Genomic DNA, 15,247 nt, shown 5'->3' with positions numbered 1-15,247 from the left:
CGGCCTCCTGAACGAGGTAAAATAGCGGCGCCTGCTGTTTTAATATGAGAAAAATATGCCTGAATTACCTGAAGTAGAAACCAGCCGCCGCGGGATTGAACCGCACCTGGTTGGCGCCACCATCCTGCACGCCGTGGTGCGCAACGGACGCCTGCGCTGGCCGGTTTCCGAAGAGATCTATCGCCTGAGCGACGTTCCGGTGCTCAGCGTGCGCCGCCGTGCCAAATACCTGCTGCTGGAGCTGCCTGACGGCTGGATTATCGTCCACCTCGGCATGTCCGGCAGCCTGCGTATCCTCAGCGAAGAGCTGCCCGCAGAGAAGCACGATCACGTAGACCTGGTGATGAGTAACGGCAAGGTCCTGCGCTATACCGATCCGCGCCGCTTTGGCGCCTGGCTGTGGACCAAAGAGCTGGAGGGCCATCCGGCGCTGGCGCATCTGGGGCCGGAGCCGCTGAGCGATGAGTTCAACGCTGATTATCTCCAGCAGAAGTGCGCGAAGAAGAAAACCGCGATTAAGCCCTGGCTGATGGATAACAAGCTGGTGGTTGGGGTGGGCAATATCTACGCCAGCGAATCGCTGTTTTCGGCGGGGATCCATCCCGATCGTCTGGCGTCCTCGCTGTCGCGCGAAGAGTGCGAGCAGCTGGTGAAAGTGATTAAGCTGGTCCTGCTGCGCTCCATCGAACAGGGCGGGACGACGCTGAAGGATTTCCTGCAAAGCGACGGTAAACCGGGCTATTTCGCCCAGGAATTACAGGTTTATGGCCGCAAGGGCGAGCCGTGCCGCATTTGCGGGACGCCGGTTATCGGCAGCAAGCATGCACAGCGGGCGACGTTTTATTGCCGCCAGTGCCAGAAGTAAGGTGCGATGGTTGCGTTGATCCCGTCTCGCGCTGCGCTTGGTCCGGTAGCCCGGACAGATGCGCAGCATCGCCTCCGGGAAGAGCCCCGAAGGCGCAGGATTACAGCTTCTTCAGCAGCGCCTGGTGAACGTTAGCGGGCAGGAAGTGAGAGACGTCGCCCTGGTGGCGCGCCACTTCTTTTACTAGCGAAGAGGAGATAAACGACCACTCTTTGCACGGCATCAGAAACACGCTCTCCAGCGTCGGCATCAGATGACGGTTCATATGCGCCAGCTGCATCTCATATTCAAAATCCGCCACCGCCCGCAGGCCGCGAATCAATATATTGGCCTGCTGCGCGCGGGCGAAATTAGCCATTAAATCGCTGAAGCCGATAACCTCAACGTTAACCAGATGCGCCGTTGCCTGGGTGGCCAGCGCGATGCGCTCGTCGAGGGTGAACATCGGCTTTTTGCTCGGGCTGGCGGCGATAGCCAGCAGCACTTTATCGAACATGCTGGCCGCGCGGGTGACGATATCAATATGGCCGTTGGTGATAGGGTCGAAGGTTCCCGGATAGATCGCTTTTGTGCTCATAATGATACTTTCTCCGAGTAGCCGCGGCTCAGGGCCCACAGCTCGGTGTATTTATTAAACGTGTATTGCGCGTTGACTACCGCCAGCAGCCAACCTTGCTTTCCATCCAGCACGCCGCCGCGCAGCAGCAGCGTTTTAACAAAGGCGCCCAGCGTATGGCCGAAGATAGCGGCCAGCGAGGTCTTCTTCCCTCTTTGATGGCGCTCCTGCGCCCAGGCGGCGGCGTAAGCCAGCTGCTTTTGCTGAAAGCCGGAAAAATCGCGGCAGGTCAGATGCAGCAGATCGCCCGCGAGTTCGATAACCTGCGCGCCCTGGCCGTCGAGAGATTCGTGAACCAGATTATCGTTATAGCGGTAACGGTCGCGTTCGTACAGGCGCATCACGCGGTCGGGGTACCAGCCGCTGTGGCGCATAAAGCGGCCAAGAAAATAGTTGCGGCGGGCGATGCTGTATATCGCCCCGGCTTTCGGCGCGGCCAGCACGCTGCGGATGGACTGCGCAAGCTCCGGGGTAACGCGCTCGTCGGTATCGATCATCAGCACATAGTCGCCGGTGGCGTAGTCCTGGGCGCGCTGACGCTGAATGCCGTAGCCCTGCCAGTCGCGGTTGATATGTACCTGAACGCCCAGGCTGCGGGCGAGTTCAACGGTGTTATCGCTGCTGCCGGAATCCAGCAGTACTATCTCATCGGCCCAGCTTACCGAGGCCAGACAATCAGGCAGCAGATCCGCCGCATTTTTGGCGATCATCACGACCGAGAGGCGAGGCGACATCAGTGGCTCCGCTGCGGCAGGTAGGGTTGTAGTAACTGTAGCAGACGGGAGAGGGCGCCCTGGTTTTGGTGCAGGACTTCCACCGCGTGACGGCCGTACCACAGACGGTAATCTTCATCGGTCAGCAGGTTGGAAACCTGCGTCACCAGCGAATCGGCGTCGGTCACGGTAATCAGACCGTCGTCCTGCTGCAGCTTGGCGCAAATATCTTTGAAGTTGAAGGTGTGCGGGCCCATCAATACCGGAATCGCGTGAGCGGCGGGCTCCAGCGGGTTATGACCGCCGCGTTCCACCAGGCTGCCGCCGACAAACGCGAGGTCGGCAATACCGTACAGCAGCATCAGCTCGCCCATGGTATCGCCAATCACCACCTGGGTACTGTTCGACGGGATTTCGCCGGTACTGCGCAGGGTGTAGCTCATTCCCGCTTTCTGCACCATCTCGCGGGCGTCGCCGAAGCGCTCCGGGTGGCGAGGGACGAGGATCAGCAGCAGGTTGGGGAAACGCTCGAGCAGCTTTTTATGCGCCTGAAGAATAATTTGTTCTTCGCCGTCGTGGGTGCTGGTGGCAATCCACACCTGGCGGTGCGGCGCCCACTGGCGGCGTAGGGTGATGGCGCGAGCCGCCAGCTCGGGGGTGACCGAAATATCAAACTTCAGGCTGCCGGTGACCGCCAGCTGATTGCGTTTCAGGCCAAGGGCGATAAAGCGGTTAGCGTCTTCTTCGTTCTGCGCGGCGATAAGCGTAATGCGGCTCAGCAGCCGACGCATAAATTTACCCAGCTTGGCATAGCCTTTCGCCGAACGTTCGGACAGACGAGCGTTAGCGATCACCAGTGGGATTTTACGCTTGTGCAGTGTGGCGACCATGTTCGGCCACAGCTCGGTTTCCATCACGATAACCAGCTTTGGCTGAACGGTATTGAAGAAGCGATTCATCGCGCCGGGCAGATCGTAAGGCAGATAGACGTGATGCACGTCTTTGCCAAAAGCGGACATGGCGCGCTCAGACCCGGTTGGCGTCATGGTGGTGACGGTGATCGGCAGATAGGGGTAACGGTGGCGTAGCGCGCGCACCAGCGGGATAGCCGCCAGGGTTTCGCCAACGGAAACGGAATGCAGCAGGATGCCACCCGGTTCTACCTTGTTCTGGCAGAAGCCATAACGTTCCTTCCAGCGTTTACGATAGGCAGGGGCCTTACGGCTGCGTAACAGCAGTCGCAGCCACACCAGCGGCTGAATGAGGTAAAGTAGGGCGGTATAAAGCAATTCCAAGCGATTTATCCGTATTTATGTTTTTGCGGGCAAATTCTAAGCATTTAACCCGCGTAAAGCTATCTCTTTGGCGGAAACTAAGGGATTCAGTATTAAGCCGCGTCGCGATAGCGCTTGATGCGCAGATAGCGGCGTCCAAGACGCCAGCGTAGACGGAACGTACGGGCGTTTTTCCAGATCAGGCGCCAGATGCCGCGGTCGAAAAACTCTTTAATGATAATATGCTTTTTTGACTCATCTTTCATGCTATCGAAGGTATGAATAATTCCCAGCCCCTCTTTGGCGATCTGCCAGCGGCAGGCGGAAATATCGCGAACCTTATCCGGGTAGCGCTGGTTGATGGCGTCCAGCATCTCCAGAATCTTCATGTAGTGGCGCGCTGAACGCATCAGCGTGTCATCGTTGTCCGGTTTATGCGACACCGATTCCGAGTGAATATAGTAATCGTAGAACTGCTCGCTGGTGTACTGCACGCGTTCTGCCGCCAGCAGCACTTCGGTGGTCCAGGGGATATCCTGATGACGCAGGCCAGGCTCAAAATGGAAGCGGTGGCTCGCGATAAATTCCCGGCGATAGATATTCAGCCAGGTGACGTGCAGGAACTTACGAGAATCCAGCGCCTGCTTTAACCAGACGTGGCCGGGCAAAACGCCGGTCGACTGCAGCCGGTCCAGCGGGAAAATGGGATGGATATCTTTTTTCGTCTCGTAGACGTAGCGGCCGTTGCAGGTGGCGACGTCAAGATTGCCCTTTTCCGCCATTTCCAGAAGCGTACGGTACATGCCCGGGTAAAGCTTATCGTCGATATCCGGGAAGGTCAGGTACTTACCGGTCGCCGCGGCGAGGCCGGTATTGCGCGCCACCGACACGCCCTGGTTTTCCTGCTCCAGCACGATCACGTTTTGCAGGCGCTCTTTCCACTGGTCGATAACCGCAAGGCTGCCGTCCGTCGACCCGTCGTTCACCAGGATCAGTTCATAGCTTTCCAGCTGCTGTTGCTCAAGGCACTCAAAGAATTGCGCAAGGAATTTTTCGCCGTTATAGACGGCGGCTACGATGCTTAGTAAAGGCGTTTGACTCATAACTCATTGATCCTGGTTAAATAACGGCGTCAGGCGCTGCGCAGCTGACGATACTGCTGACAAATCGATGCCACGCTGAACTTCTCCAGCGCCGCTGCGTCGATGGCCGGCGGGCTATGGTAAATGCTTTGCATCGTCTGAGCCAGCGCCGGGCTGTTGAGATCCGCCAGGCCGCGCGACAGCTCGCCGGTGAGGATCTCGGTCACGCCGCCCGGGCAGCGGGTGCTGGCGACCGGCGTATCCAGCAGCAGCGCCTCCACCACCACGTTGCCAAAGCCTTCGCTATCGGAGCTCAGGACCAGCATCCGCGCGCCTTTAATCCACGGCAGCGGGTTTTTCTGGAAGCCTTTAAACAGGACGCGATCGGCAACCTGTAGCTGCTGCGCCAGCTGGCGCAGGCGCTGTTCTTGTTCCGGTTTGCCCTGCCCCAGCAGCACCAGTGGCGCGTCGATGCCGCTTTGCGCATAGGCCTCAATCAGGCGGTCGTGACGTTTGCCGGGGTGAAAGCGGCCGACGTGGATAATATAGTCGCCGTCGGGGCGCTGGCTGGGTTCTTCAGCCGCGGCGCGCAGGGCGGCGATATCAAACGGGTTATAAATAGTTTTCAGCTGGGCGGGGCGAATGGCGAACTGCTCAACCAGGTCTTGACCGACCGCATCGGAGACGGTGACGACGTTGCGTCCCTGATAAACGCGCCCGATCTTCTGCTTTTTCATCCAGCGGTCAAAACCGCTGCGATGTCCGAGATAGGAAGTCGAGAACACGCCGTGCAGGCAGAACCAGACGTTGCGCCCGTTCAGCAGGCGGCTGCGGGAGACGATGCGGTCGGTTTTATGCAGATTGGAGAGCACCAGTTCGAAACGGCCCTGCTGTTCTGCTTTCTCGATTGCCGTATCAAGCTGGCGCGCGCGCCGGGATAGCTCGGTGAGTTTGCGCCAGGGTTTGCGGCAGCGGTCGGCGATGACCTGATAATCCAGCCCCGCCGGTAGCGGATACTCGCAGATGTCGCGCAGGGAAAAAAGCGACACCTGTTCGCCCTGGCTAAGAAAATGCTCCGCCAGCGTCAGCACCACTTTTTCCGCGCCGCCGCCGGGCAGGCCGTCGATAACAAACAGTATGCGCATCGTTATTTCACCAAATCCTGATAGAGGGAGAGCAGCTGCGCCGAGAGCCGTTCGCTGGTGCAGGTCATGATCCGCTCGCGGGCGCGCTGGCCTTCTGCAGAACCCAAAGCCCGAGCGGGCAGGGCGTTAACCGACTCCTGCAGGGCCGGGATATCCAGCGCATCGCAAACGTAGCCGTTGCTGCCCTGAACGATAAACTCCGCGCCGCCGCAGCCGGTAGTCGTAATCACCGGCAGGCCGCAGGCCATCGCTTCGAGAATGACGTTGGGGAACGGATCGTACAGCGTCGGCAGCAGCAGGCCATCGGCCATCTGGTAGAACGGCAGGGTTTCCGACTGCATACCGAAAAAGCGCACCCGTTCCTCGCAGTTCAGCGTTTTCGCCAGCTGCTGGTAACGACCCTGCTCTTTATCTTTGCCCACCACCAGCAGGTAGCGATTGGTCGGGGCGATGGCGCGGATCGCCGCATCCAGTCCCTTGCGCTCAAAGCCGGAGCCGACGTAAATCAGGCAGGTCGCCTGGATCGGCAGATTCCATTTGGCGCGCAGCGCGACGAAGGCTTCTTCCGTCGGCGGCAGAAAACGCTGGTTATCGATGGCGTTATAGATGACGTGGATTTTTTCCGCCGGCAGGCCGAAGTCTTCAATAATCTCGCGTTTAATCATCTCCGCGTTGCAGATAACGCCGCGCAGGTGCGAGTCCTGGTACATTTCGCGCTCGGCCTGCATCACATAGCGATGGTAGCGGTCGGCAAACAGCAGGCGGCTTTTCCAGCCTGGCAAAATGCGCGAGCGCTGCTGCAGCCAGCGGCGGTGTACGCCATCTCCGGCACGGTACAGGTCGCAGCCGGGGATGCGCTCATGGCTTTGCACCAGGTCAAATGATTCGCGCTGCCAAAGCTGGCGGGCGGCGTCGGCAAACCCACGCTCGCGGCTGATCCGCCCCCACTTGCGCGGATTGCAGATGTGGATGTTCCACTCGGGCTTCACCGGCCCCTGCCACTCGCGAGTGATGACGTTCAGTTCAAGATCGCTGTCGTCGAGGGCTTCCAGCGCGCGGGAGACAAAGCGTTCCGCGCCGCCGTCCGGGCGATACTTCTGGCGTACCAGAGCCAGCCTGAATTTACTCATGCCAGTACCTTTTTCGCCGCCGCGATAACCGCGTCGGTGGGAATTAAATCGAGATAACGTTCGTCCGTGCCGGTATCGATATCATCAGGGTCAGGAATAGCGCCGAAATCGCCTGCCCAGATAACCTCGCCCTGCGCCTGCCAGGGACGCCAGAAGGTGAGCTTGGAGGGGCCGAAAAGCGCGACCAGCGGCGTACCCAGCGCGGCAGCCATGTGCATTGGCACCGAGTCGACGCCGATAAATAGACGGGCATGATCGATGACGGAGGCCAGCTGGCGCAGGGTGAGCAGCCCGGCGAGGGAGTGCAGGCGAGCATCGGGGCAGCCCGCCATAATGGTGTCGATCATCTGCTTCTCTCTGGCGTCAGGGCCGGAGGTCAGCACGACCGGGTAGCCTGCGTCAGAAAGCGCGTTAATCAGGGCGCTCATCCGCGCTTCGCGCCAGCACTTAAAGAACCAGCGGGAGGTCGGCTGAATGACGATATAGTTATCCTGAAATTCTTCCGGCAGCAGCGCGCGGCTGGCGCGCCAGTCCTGATCGCTGTAGCCCATCTTCGCCGGCGCGTCATCAATAGCCAGCCCAAGCGGCGCCAGAATCGACAGGTTCTGCTGCACGGTATGCTGCTGGTTATGCTGCTCAGTTGAGGCGAGGGCGGTATGGCAAAAACGCCAGGCCGGATGACGACGTTTCGGGAAGTCAAAACCGATGCGGGTGGCCGCGCCGGTCAGTTTGGTGATGATCGCGCTGGGCCACTGATCGGCAAGATTGAGCACCATATCGTAGCGCTGCTGGCGGAGCGTGCGAATCAGACGCCACTCCATCTTTAGCTGATGGCCGGCGCCCTGTTTTTTCCAGCGCCGGTCAATGCCGTAAATGTGGGTGATATCGGTATTCGCTGCGAGCATATCCCGGGTTTCTTCATAAAGCAGCACATCCACGCTGGCGGCGGGATATTGCTGTTTTAGCGCGTGAATAAGCGGGGTTATCAATAGCATATCGCCATGATGGCGCAGCTTGATGACCAGGATTCGCGCCGGGTTCACGCGGCCGGAAGTGCGGGTTTCAGGCGTCATTCTCTGTTCTTCATTCAGGGTCAGGGTTCCGATTCTAGGGGATCAGATAGATTGAGAGAAGCGTTGTCTTGCTCTACCATGACCCGATACGTATGGCCTGAGGACGTTTTCGTGCACAAACCCGCATTTCTCATCACGATTGACACAGAGGGCGATAACCTCTGGCAAAAACATGACAGCATCACCACCGAGAATGCGCGTTATTTACCGCGTTTTCAGCAGCTTTGCGAAAAGTACGGTTTCAAACCGGTCTGGTTGACCAACTATGAAATGGCCATCGACCCGGTTTATATCGAATTCGCTAAGGATGCGATCGCCCGGGGAACCGCGGAAATCGGTATGCATCTGCACGCCTGGAACAGTCCGCCGACCGATCCGCTCACCGATGACGACTGGCGGCATAAACCGTACTTGATTGAGTACAGCGATGCGGCGATGCGGGCGAAAGTCGACTATATGACCCGTCTGCTGGAGGAGACCTTCCAGACCAAAATGGTCAGCCATCGCGCAGGACGCTGGGCCTTTGACGAGCGCTACGCGCGTCTGCTGATGGAGTATGGCTATCTGGTGGATTGTTCGGTTACGCCGCGGGTGAACTGGAAAACGGCGAAAGGCGCGCCGCAGGGCGACGGCGGCACCGATTACCGTCATTTCCCGCAGCACGCCTATTTCCTCGACGAGAACGATATCCGCCGTGAAGGGCAATCATCGCTGCTGGAAGTGCCGATGAGCATTCAGTACAAGCATCCCGCGTGGATGAATAGCCTGAAGCAGGGTTACGATCGCCTGCGCGGTAAAGTGCGCTCGCCGTCCGTTCACTGGCTGCGTCCGATGGGCGGCAACGTCGAGACGATGAAAAAAGTGGTGGAACAAACGTTGACTCAGGGCAATGACTACGTCGAATATATGCTCCACTCTTCTGAGTACATGCCCGGCGGCAGTCCAACGTTTAAAAACGAGCAGGATATCGAGCGTTTATATGCCGATCTGGAGTCTTTTTTCAGCTGGCTGGCGCCGCAGGTGAAGGGAATGACGTTGGCGGAGTATTACCAACAGAAACGCACACAGCGATAAAAGATCACAACCAGGTACCGTATGCGTATCGTGAAGCAGTTTACGCGGAAGAAAAATGCCTTCTTCCGCGAAATTAAGTTTAATTTAATTAACTATCGTTACAGAAATAAAAGCGCGCGCCAGCCCTTTAATCCCGCGAAGATTCAGCATGTTTTATTATTGCGCCTGGATGACAAAGTTGGGGATATGGTCGTGACAACCGGCTGCGCAAAGCTTTTAGCCGACCGGGGCTATAAGGTTTCTGTGCTGACCGGGCCGGTTTGTAAGCAGATGCTTGCCGGCGCGGATTTTCTTGAGCAGGTCTATTTATATCAGCCGCGGATGCCGTTAAATGCGTTGCGCGCGGCAGGATTTGACGCGGTCGTTGATTTTGACGATGTTAAAACCTACGAGCGTTTTAAACTGCTGGCTGATTTGCAGCCCGGCTGCGTTATCGGTTTTAATAAACAAGAATATAAACTTTACGATCACTCCATCCCTTTTCTGGATAGCAGCAGCCATATTTCCGCCCGCTATAAAGCCGTCGCCAGGCTATTTGGCATAGAACACCCTCATTACCACTATCATCTGCCCGGCGATGCTTTTGAGCGGGAAAGAGTTAAAACACTGCTGGCTCAGCAACAGGGTAGCGAGCTCTGCATTGCCATCAACCCGTTTACCGCCTCAACGGATAAAGACTTTTGCCGTCATCAGGTTTCTGCCCTGATTGAGCGCTTATATACGCTCCCTTATAAAATCAGCGTCGTGATGGTCGGGCATAGCGAGAAAATTCGTCAGCTTAATCTGGAAACGGCGCTTCATCTGCCTGATAGCAATATTAATTCAGCGGTTGAGATTGTTCGCCACTGCGATCTGGTGATTACGGCGGATACCGCCATCGTGCATATTGCTCGCGCGTTCGACAAGCCCATGGTGGCGGTTTACAACAAACGTAAACTCAAAGACACCGGATTGCCGGGCTATACCATCTGGGCTCCGGGTTATGACAAGGCCAGACAAATTGTCTGCGAAGAGACTAACGTCGCCGACATGACCATTGACGCGGTCTGGCCGGTGATTAAAGCCCAGGCGGATGCCCTGATCGCCGCTCGCCAGCAGGCATAAATAAAAAGGGCCCGCTGCGGGCCCTTCTCCTTCTCTTAGCGTTTCGCCTTCAGGCCGCCGCTGAGCGCAATGCCCAGCGGTAGCCAAAACAGCGGCCAGCTTTCGCGAGGGTTGCTGATGATAAACATGCCCTGCGAAGCCATAAAAATCAGCGCATAGATAAAAATCGCCAGCCCGTAGCGGCCATCCTGCTGGTTACGCCATGCCTGCCATAACCCTCCGGCAATCACCGCCAGCAGCAGCGCCAGGCCGATTATGCCGCCTTTCAGCAGTGCGCCAAGATAGACGCTGTGGGTGGTGGTGATATGCTCGCCGCTGTAGTTGGTAAAGTTGAGCTCGTAGTCAAAGCCACGACCCAGCCACGGCTGGCTGGCCACTTCCTGGAGCGTATGGTGCCAGATACTGAGGCGCAAACCGCTTTGGGTGCCCAGCTCTTCAAAGCGCGCCAGCAGCAGGTCTCCCGTTGGCGTGAAGAAGAAAAGCGCGCCCAGAACCAACGCTAGCGCGGCGACAATCAGAACATTACGCCGGGTAAAGACGTGCAGGTGCAGGGTGCAAACAAACGCCGCCAGCAGGGCGATAATCGGGCCGCGGCTTTGAGTCAGAAACAGCATCACCAGCATGATCGCCATCGGCACATACAGGAGATGGCTGCCTTTCTCCTTCAGCAGCATGGCGCAAATAAGGATACCGATACCGCAATAACCCGCGAGGTCGATAACGTTCGTCGGGCCGGGATTACCCGGTGATACCAGGCGCTCTTTAAGGACCAGGGTGAAATCGATCGCCATCGTCCAGATGGAGAGCACCGTGATCCCGGCAACGACGCTCAGCAGCGCCAGATGTCGGGTTCGGGGGTCGCCCAGCAGGGTAGTTAGCACCAGGAGATAAAAAAATAAATAGGCGCCGTGCGTCAGCGGCGAGTCGATATGCTGCGGCGTCTGCCCCCAAATGTTGCTCAGGGCATAGTAAACGCAGAATACCACCAGCAGGATATAAACCAGCCACCGCTGGCGGATGCTTTCCGCTAGCGCCTGACGGTTATCGTGGTTAAGCAGTGAAAGCAAAAACAGCAAAATAGATAAATGAAGAAGGTTGTTTGTCCGGGTTGATACGCAAAAAACGGCGCTAAAAAACAGAAATAAAGTGAAGAAAACGGTGTAGCCCTGTCTGGCGTAACTACTTATTTTTAAAGTACTCATCAAAAGAAACCTTTGCGAAAATCGTTTCCGGAACCGCGCTTTCTAAAGAGAAGTTAACGACCCGAATATGGTTTTGTTGCAGCACGTTGGCAGCGTGCGAAAAGGACGGCATGACCAGGTCATCCACCTTATTTGCCAGCCAGGAGGGGAGTTTATCCTGTTCCGTTTCGTAGAAGCGCGGCTGGTTGAAATTACTCATATCCAGACCACTTATCAGAATGGTTTTAAATCCCAGCCACATCAGAATTTGCAGGGCCCAGTAGACCACGGTTCCGGCGTCGAAAATTCCCTGGCGGATATCGGTGCTAAAGCAAATATCCTGCCGCTGCGGGTGAAAGCGTAACGCCGCAACGCCTTTCCAGACCTGCGGTATCGCGCTTTTGGCGACTTTGGGCTGATAAATTTTATAACAGGCGTCTTCAATTAATGCCAAACGACAGCGCAGTTCCGCGCCGTGACGGTCGAGGATTTTGGCGATACCGTGCATGGTGGTGAAGAGCACGAGATCGGGTTGGCTAATCACCGAACGAATCACGTCCGGCTTTTTATCGTAAAACTCCATATCGACAATGGTATAGAGCGAAAATTTAATTTTATCAGAGAGATGCCAGGCGCCATTCACCCCCATCACCGGAACGCTTTTCGGCAGCCGCGTAAAATCAATGCGGCGCGTCGAGGGACCGGTGGCGGTCAGCAGCACCTCGCCCTCGGCACTATCCTTCAGTTCGCTGAGATTAACCAGCGGCACCGTTTTCCCTTTGTATTTCAGGGTGCGGATTTCACCGCTCGCCGCACGCGTGATGTGGGTAAACGGCCAGAGATTTTCGTTATGGCGAAAGGCGCGTCGATGCGTGTAGCGATAGATCTGCTTAAATAATGAACCCATTAAGCCAGTTCCTGAGATTTCAACAGTTGCAGAATCCGGGAGGCGGGAATATCCCCCGTGCTGCTGCCGCTTTCCGGGCGCACCACGTACTGATTTTTACCGTAGCCGCCAATTAGCCCCGGATCGGTCGGGCCGTACAGCGTGAAGTTCGGTTTATCGAGCGCGGCGGTGAGATGGCTCAGGCCGGTGTCGACGGAAACCACCCCGCGCGCGCCTGCCAGTACCTCAGCTACCTGCTCCAGGCTCATCCGCGGCAGGACGTCGACAAAATCGTGCCCCTCCGCCAGGCGCCTGGCCCGCGCTTCTTCATGGGGCGCGCCCCACGGCAGTTTGATGCGTACGCCGCTGTCGGCAAGCAGGGCGATAAGCGCCCGCCAGTTCTCTTCCGGCCAGTGCTTATCATCGCGCGTCGTGGCGTGGAGGAACACCAGATACGCCGCGGCGGACGCGTCATTCTGGCGCAAAAAATGACGGGCGATCGCGTAGTCGCCCTGGGTTTCCGGTTTCGCGTAGCCGAGGCTTTTCGCGAACAGTTCGCGGGTGCGCTCAACGGCGTGCTGCTGTTTAGCAATATGGTAGCGACGGTTGTAAAACAGGCTCGCCAGCGGCTCGCGGGCGGTTTGCCAGTCCATACCGTGCTTCACGCCGCGGGCCAGCCGGGTGACCAGCGCGGCGCTCTTCACCAGCCCCTGGGCATCGATGATCGCGTCGTACTTTTCCGCCCGTACGGCGTCGCGGAAAGCCTTGCGCTCGGTTTTGATCGGCGCGGAAAACCACGCCTTGCGCCAGCGGCGAATCGCCACCGGGATGACCCGGTCAACGGTCTCATGCCAGGAGGGGATCTGTGCGAAGCCTTCTTCAACTACCCAATCGAAACGAATGCCGGGAAAGGCCAGCGCGGCGTCGCTCAGCGCGGGCAGCGTGTGCAGCACGTCGCCCATGGACGAGGTTTTTACGATCAGTACCCGCATCCGCTAGTCTTCCTCTTGTTCCGTTTTTTCCAGCAACAGGTCGTTTAATTCTTCCAGCACGCGCTGCGGCGTAATGTCGATCAAACTCTGATGATAGCCTTCGGCGGCATCGCCTTTACGCACTTTGTGGTAGCCGCTGATCAGGCGGATCACGCGCGCTTTATGCGACAGCGGGGGAGTAAAGTCCGGGCTGCTGGGCCCGTAGAGCGCCACCAGCGGACGGTCCAGCGCGGCGGCGACGTGCATCAGGCCGGAATCGTTGCTGACCACCGCTTTACAGGCGGCGATCAGAATAACGGCCTGCTCAAGCTGGGTTTCCCCGGCCAGATTGCGGCACCATGCCTGCTGTTCGGTATTAAGCGCGGCGAGGATTTCATTGCCCGCTTCGTGGTCTTTCGCGGAGCCAAACAGCACGATCTGAAAGCCTTCGTCGATCAGCTGTTTCGCCAGCTCGGCGTAGTGATAGTGCGGCCAGCGTTTTGCCGGGCCGAACTCAGCGCCGGGGCAGAAGCCGATGATCGGGCGCTCGGTTGAGAGATTAAACGCGCTACAGGCCTGCGATTTTTCGCCTTCATGCACCTGCAGCTGTGGCCAGAGCAGCGGCTGCGGCAGATCTTTCGCGCAGCGCATCACGCCTTTGTCGTAGGCCAGACCGACGTAGCGTTCGACCATCAGCGGCCAGGCGTCTTTATCCAGCTTGCGGGCATCGTTCAGCAGGCCGTAGCGCATCTCGCCGAGCCAGCCGGTGCGATGCGGTATTCCCGCAAAGAACGGCACGAGGGCCGATTTAAACGAGTTAGGCAGAACGTAAGCGCGGTCGTAGCGACGCTCGCGCAGGCTGTGCCCAAGCTTACGCCGTTCGCCGATTTCCAGCGCGCCGTGACCGAGCGGCATCGGGATCGCTTCGTTGACTTCCGGCATGCGCGAGAGCAGCGGACGGCACCATGCGGGCGCCATCACGTCGATGATCGCCTGGGGATAGCGCGCCCTGAGCGTACGATAAAGACTTTGCGACATCATCATGTCGCCCACCCAAGACGGGCCAATCACCAGTATTTTCATGCTTGCTTCTTACGCGTCGCGGTTCAGCCAGGCCATATATTCCGTTACGCCTTCGGCAACGGTCTTAAACGGTTTATCGTAGCCCGCTGCGCGCAGGTTTGTCAGATCCGCCTGGGTAAACGCCTGATAGCGGCCTTTCAGTTTATCCGGGAACGGAATGTACTCGATGCTGCCTTTCTTGTGGTAAGCCAGCGTTGCGTCTGCGACGGCCTGGAAAGACTCCGCGCGGCCGGTGCCGAGGTTGAAGATGCCGGAAACGCCGTTTTCCCAGAACCACAGGTTCACCGCCGCGACGTCGCCGACGTAGACGAAGTCGCGCTTGAAGCCATCGCTGCCTTCAAACAATTTCGGACTTTCGCCATTATTCAGCTGAGTATTCAGATGGAAAGCGACGCTGGCCATGCTGCCTTTATGGCCTTCGCGCGGCCCGTAGACGTTGAAATAGCGGAAGCCGACGATCTGCGAGTTCGCTTCCGGCAGGATCTGACGGACGTATTCATCAAACAGAAACTTGGAGTAGCCGTAAACGTTGAGCGGCTGCTCGTATTCGCGGGATTCAATAAAGTCGCTAGTGCGGCCGCCGTAGGTCGCCGCGGAAGAGGCGTACAGGAACGGAATTTCACGCTCCAGGCAGTAGTGAAGCACCTCTTTAGAGTACTGATAGTTGTTATCCATCATGTACTTGCCGTCCCACTCCGTGGTGGAAGAGCAGGCGCCTTCATGGAAAATAGCGTCGATATCGCCGAACTCTTCGCCCGCCATAATCTGGATCAGAAAGTCTTCTTTATCCATGTAGTCGGCAATGTTCAAATCCACCAGATTGATGAATTTGGTGCCGTCTTTCAGATTATCTACGACCAGAATGTCGGTAATGCCCTGGTCATTCAGCGCTTTAACGATATTGCTGCCGATAAAGCCTGCGCCGCCGGTAACGATGATCATAACTGTAACCTTTGAAGTGGGTAGTCCAGAGACAATCCGGACATGAATACTCCTATCATATCACTACATCGAAAAGGCTTCAGCCATTCGCCGATAAGGTGGAGAGGG

Annotated in this window: 15 protein-coding genes; 3 read left to right on the top strand and 12 right to left on the bottom strand. The window is 57.5% G+C overall.

Annotation, left to right across the window (positions count from 1 at the left end; all coding sequences use genetic code 11):
• Nucleotides 1–55: 55 nt before the first annotated feature.
• On the top strand, nucleotides 56–865 hold the full coding sequence (mutM, locus tag BWI76_RS27330; RefSeq protein WP_004137720.1) for a bifunctional DNA-formamidopyrimidine glycosylase/DNA-(apurinic or apyrimidinic site) lyase: 810 nt from the start codon (nucleotides 56–58) through the stop codon (nucleotides 863–865).
• 100 nt (nucleotides 866–965) lie between these two features.
• Here the strand turns inward: mutM and coaD are convergent, their stop codons facing one another.
• The 7 genes from coaD to rfaQ all read right to left on the bottom strand — a co-directional run bounded on the left by coaD (nucleotide 966) and on the right by rfaQ (nucleotide 7,898).
• The gene (gene coaD, locus BWI76_RS27325) at nucleotides 966–1,442 is read right to left on the bottom strand and encodes a pantetheine-phosphate adenylyltransferase (protein ID WP_004106901.1); all 477 of its coding nucleotides are present in this window, start codon (nucleotides 1,440–1,442) and stop codon (nucleotides 966–968) included.
• Nucleotides 1,439–2,215, bottom strand: a complete 777-nt coding sequence (locus BWI76_RS27320) for a glycosyltransferase family 2 protein (protein WP_004137723.1) — start codon at nucleotides 2,213–2,215, stop codon at nucleotides 1,439–1,441. Before BWI76_RS27320 ends, coaD begins: the two co-directional genes overlap by 4 nt.
• A complete protein-coding gene (waaA, locus tag BWI76_RS27315; RefSeq protein ID WP_024359715.1) occupies nucleotides 2,215–3,489 on the bottom strand; it encodes a lipid IV(A) 3-deoxy-D-manno-octulosonic acid transferase in 1,275 nt (424 codons plus the stop codon). Before waaA ends, BWI76_RS27320 begins: the two co-directional genes overlap by 1 nt.
• 92 nt (nucleotides 3,490–3,581) lie before the next feature.
• Nucleotides 3,582–4,571, bottom strand: coding sequence for a glycosyltransferase (locus tag BWI76_RS27310; protein WP_004137725.1), 990 nt, complete (start codon nucleotides 4,569–4,571; stop codon nucleotides 3,582–3,584).
• A gap of 29 nt (nucleotides 4,572–4,600) precedes the next feature.
• Complete coding sequence (locus tag BWI76_RS27305; RefSeq protein WP_004137727.1) at nucleotides 4,601–5,695, bottom strand: glycosyltransferase; 1,095 nt, start codon at nucleotides 5,693–5,695, stop codon at nucleotides 4,601–4,603.
• Nucleotides 5,696–5,697: 2 nt separating this feature from the next.
• The gene (locus tag BWI76_RS27300; protein ID WP_004137728.1) at nucleotides 5,698–6,825 is read right to left on the bottom strand and encodes a glycosyltransferase family 4 protein; all 1,128 of its coding nucleotides are present in this window, start codon (nucleotides 6,823–6,825) and stop codon (nucleotides 5,698–5,700) included.
• Entirely contained in the window at nucleotides 6,822–7,898 is a 1,077-nt protein-coding gene (gene rfaQ / locus BWI76_RS27295) for a putative lipopolysaccharide heptosyltransferase III (protein WP_004137731.1), read from the bottom strand. Before rfaQ ends, BWI76_RS27300 begins: the two co-directional genes overlap by 4 nt.
• A 111-nt stretch (nucleotides 7,899–8,009) precedes the next feature.
• On the opposite strand from rfaQ, the gene BWI76_RS27290 reads away from it, so the two are divergent.
• Nucleotides 8,010–8,972, top strand: coding sequence for a polysaccharide deacetylase family protein (locus BWI76_RS27290; RefSeq protein ID WP_004137733.1), 963 nt, complete (start codon nucleotides 8,010–8,012; stop codon nucleotides 8,970–8,972).
• 21 nt (nucleotides 8,973–8,993) lie between these two features.
• Nucleotides 8,994–10,076, top strand: coding sequence for a glycosyltransferase family 9 protein (locus BWI76_RS27285; RefSeq protein ID WP_004137734.1), 1,083 nt, complete (start codon nucleotides 8,994–8,996; stop codon nucleotides 10,074–10,076).
• 35 nt (nucleotides 10,077–10,111) lie between these two features.
• Here the strand turns inward: BWI76_RS27285 and BWI76_RS27280 are convergent, their stop codons facing one another.
• The 5 genes from BWI76_RS27280 to rfaD are packed head-to-tail and all read right to left on the bottom strand — an operon-like array spanning nucleotide 10,112 to nucleotide 15,139.
• Nucleotides 10,112–11,278, bottom strand: coding sequence for an O-antigen ligase family protein (locus BWI76_RS27280; protein WP_049089292.1), 1,167 nt, complete (start codon nucleotides 11,276–11,278; stop codon nucleotides 10,112–10,114).
• The gene (locus BWI76_RS27275) at nucleotides 11,256–12,164 is read right to left on the bottom strand and encodes a hypothetical protein (RefSeq protein WP_004137736.1); all 909 of its coding nucleotides are present in this window, start codon (nucleotides 12,162–12,164) and stop codon (nucleotides 11,256–11,258) included. Before BWI76_RS27275 ends, BWI76_RS27280 begins: the two co-directional genes overlap by 23 nt.
• The gene (gene rfaC, locus BWI76_RS27270; RefSeq protein WP_004137737.1) at nucleotides 12,164–13,135 is read right to left on the bottom strand and encodes a lipopolysaccharide heptosyltransferase RfaC; all 972 of its coding nucleotides are present in this window, start codon (nucleotides 13,133–13,135) and stop codon (nucleotides 12,164–12,166) included. The genes BWI76_RS27275 and rfaC overlap by 1 nt, the downstream gene beginning before the upstream one ends.
• Nucleotides 13,136–13,138: 3 nt before the next feature.
• The gene (gene rfaF / locus BWI76_RS27265; RefSeq protein ID WP_004137738.1) at nucleotides 13,139–14,197 is read right to left on the bottom strand and encodes an ADP-heptose--LPS heptosyltransferase RfaF; all 1,059 of its coding nucleotides are present in this window, start codon (nucleotides 14,195–14,197) and stop codon (nucleotides 13,139–13,141) included.
• 9 nt (nucleotides 14,198–14,206) lie between these two features.
• Complete coding sequence (gene rfaD, locus BWI76_RS27260; RefSeq protein ID WP_024359722.1) at nucleotides 14,207–15,139, bottom strand: ADP-glyceromanno-heptose 6-epimerase; 933 nt, start codon at nucleotides 15,137–15,139, stop codon at nucleotides 14,207–14,209.
• Nucleotides 15,140–15,247 lie beyond the last annotated feature (108 nt).

The sequence above is a fragment of the Klebsiella sp. M5al genome, from assembly GCF_002090195.1.
Taxonomy (GTDB): domain Bacteria; phylum Pseudomonadota; class Gammaproteobacteria; order Enterobacterales; family Enterobacteriaceae; genus Klebsiella; species Klebsiella grimontii.
Note: the sequence above shows the minus strand (reverse complement) of the source record. Positions and strands in the feature narration are given on the sequence as shown.

What these genes read in the sequence shown, in the direction of transcription:
- BWI76_RS27320 (WP_004137723.1), bottom strand. Translation starts at nt 2,215, where the DNA reads ATGTCGCCTCGCCTCTCGGTCGTGATGATCGCCAAAAATGCGGCGGAT.
- BWI76_RS27310 (WP_004137725.1), bottom strand. Translation starts at nt 4,571, where the DNA reads ATGAGTCAAACGCCTTTACTAAGCATCGTAGCCGCCGTCTATAACGGC.
- BWI76_RS27275 (WP_004137736.1), bottom strand. Translation starts at nt 12,164, where the DNA reads ATGGGTTCATTATTTAAGCAGATCTATCGCTACACGCATCGACGCGCC.
- BWI76_RS27285 (WP_004137734.1), top strand. Translation starts at nt 8,994, where the DNA reads ATGCGTATCGTGAAGCAGTTTACGCGGAAGAAAAATGCCTTCTTCCGC.
- coaD (WP_004106901.1), bottom strand. Translation starts at nt 1,442, where the DNA reads ATGAGCACAAAAGCGATCTATCCGGGAACCTTCGACCCTATCACCAAC.
- mutM (WP_004137720.1), top strand. Translation starts at nt 56, where the DNA reads ATGCCTGAATTACCTGAAGTAGAAACCAGCCGCCGCGGGATTGAACCG.
- rfaC (WP_004137737.1), bottom strand. Translation starts at nt 13,135, where the DNA reads ATGCGGGTACTGATCGTAAAAACCTCGTCCATGGGCGACGTGCTGCAC.
- rfaF (WP_004137738.1), bottom strand. Translation starts at nt 14,197, where the DNA reads ATGAAAATACTGGTGATTGGCCCGTCTTGGGTGGGCGACATGATGATG.
- BWI76_RS27305 (WP_004137727.1), bottom strand. Translation starts at nt 5,695, where the DNA reads ATGCGCATACTGTTTGTTATCGACGGCCTGCCCGGCGGCGGCGCGGAA.
- BWI76_RS27280 (WP_049089292.1), bottom strand. Translation starts at nt 11,278, where the DNA reads ATGAGTACTTTAAAAATAAGTAGTTACGCCAGACAGGGCTACACCGTT.
- BWI76_RS27300 (WP_004137728.1), bottom strand. Translation starts at nt 6,825, where the DNA reads ATGAGTAAATTCAGGCTGGCTCTGGTACGCCAGAAGTATCGCCCGGAC.
- rfaQ (WP_004137731.1), bottom strand. Translation starts at nt 7,898, where the DNA reads ATGACGCCTGAAACCCGCACTTCCGGCCGCGTGAACCCGGCGCGAATC.
- rfaD (WP_024359722.1), bottom strand. Translation starts at nt 15,139, where the DNA reads ATGATCATCGTTACCGGCGGCGCAGGCTTTATCGGCAGCAATATCGTT.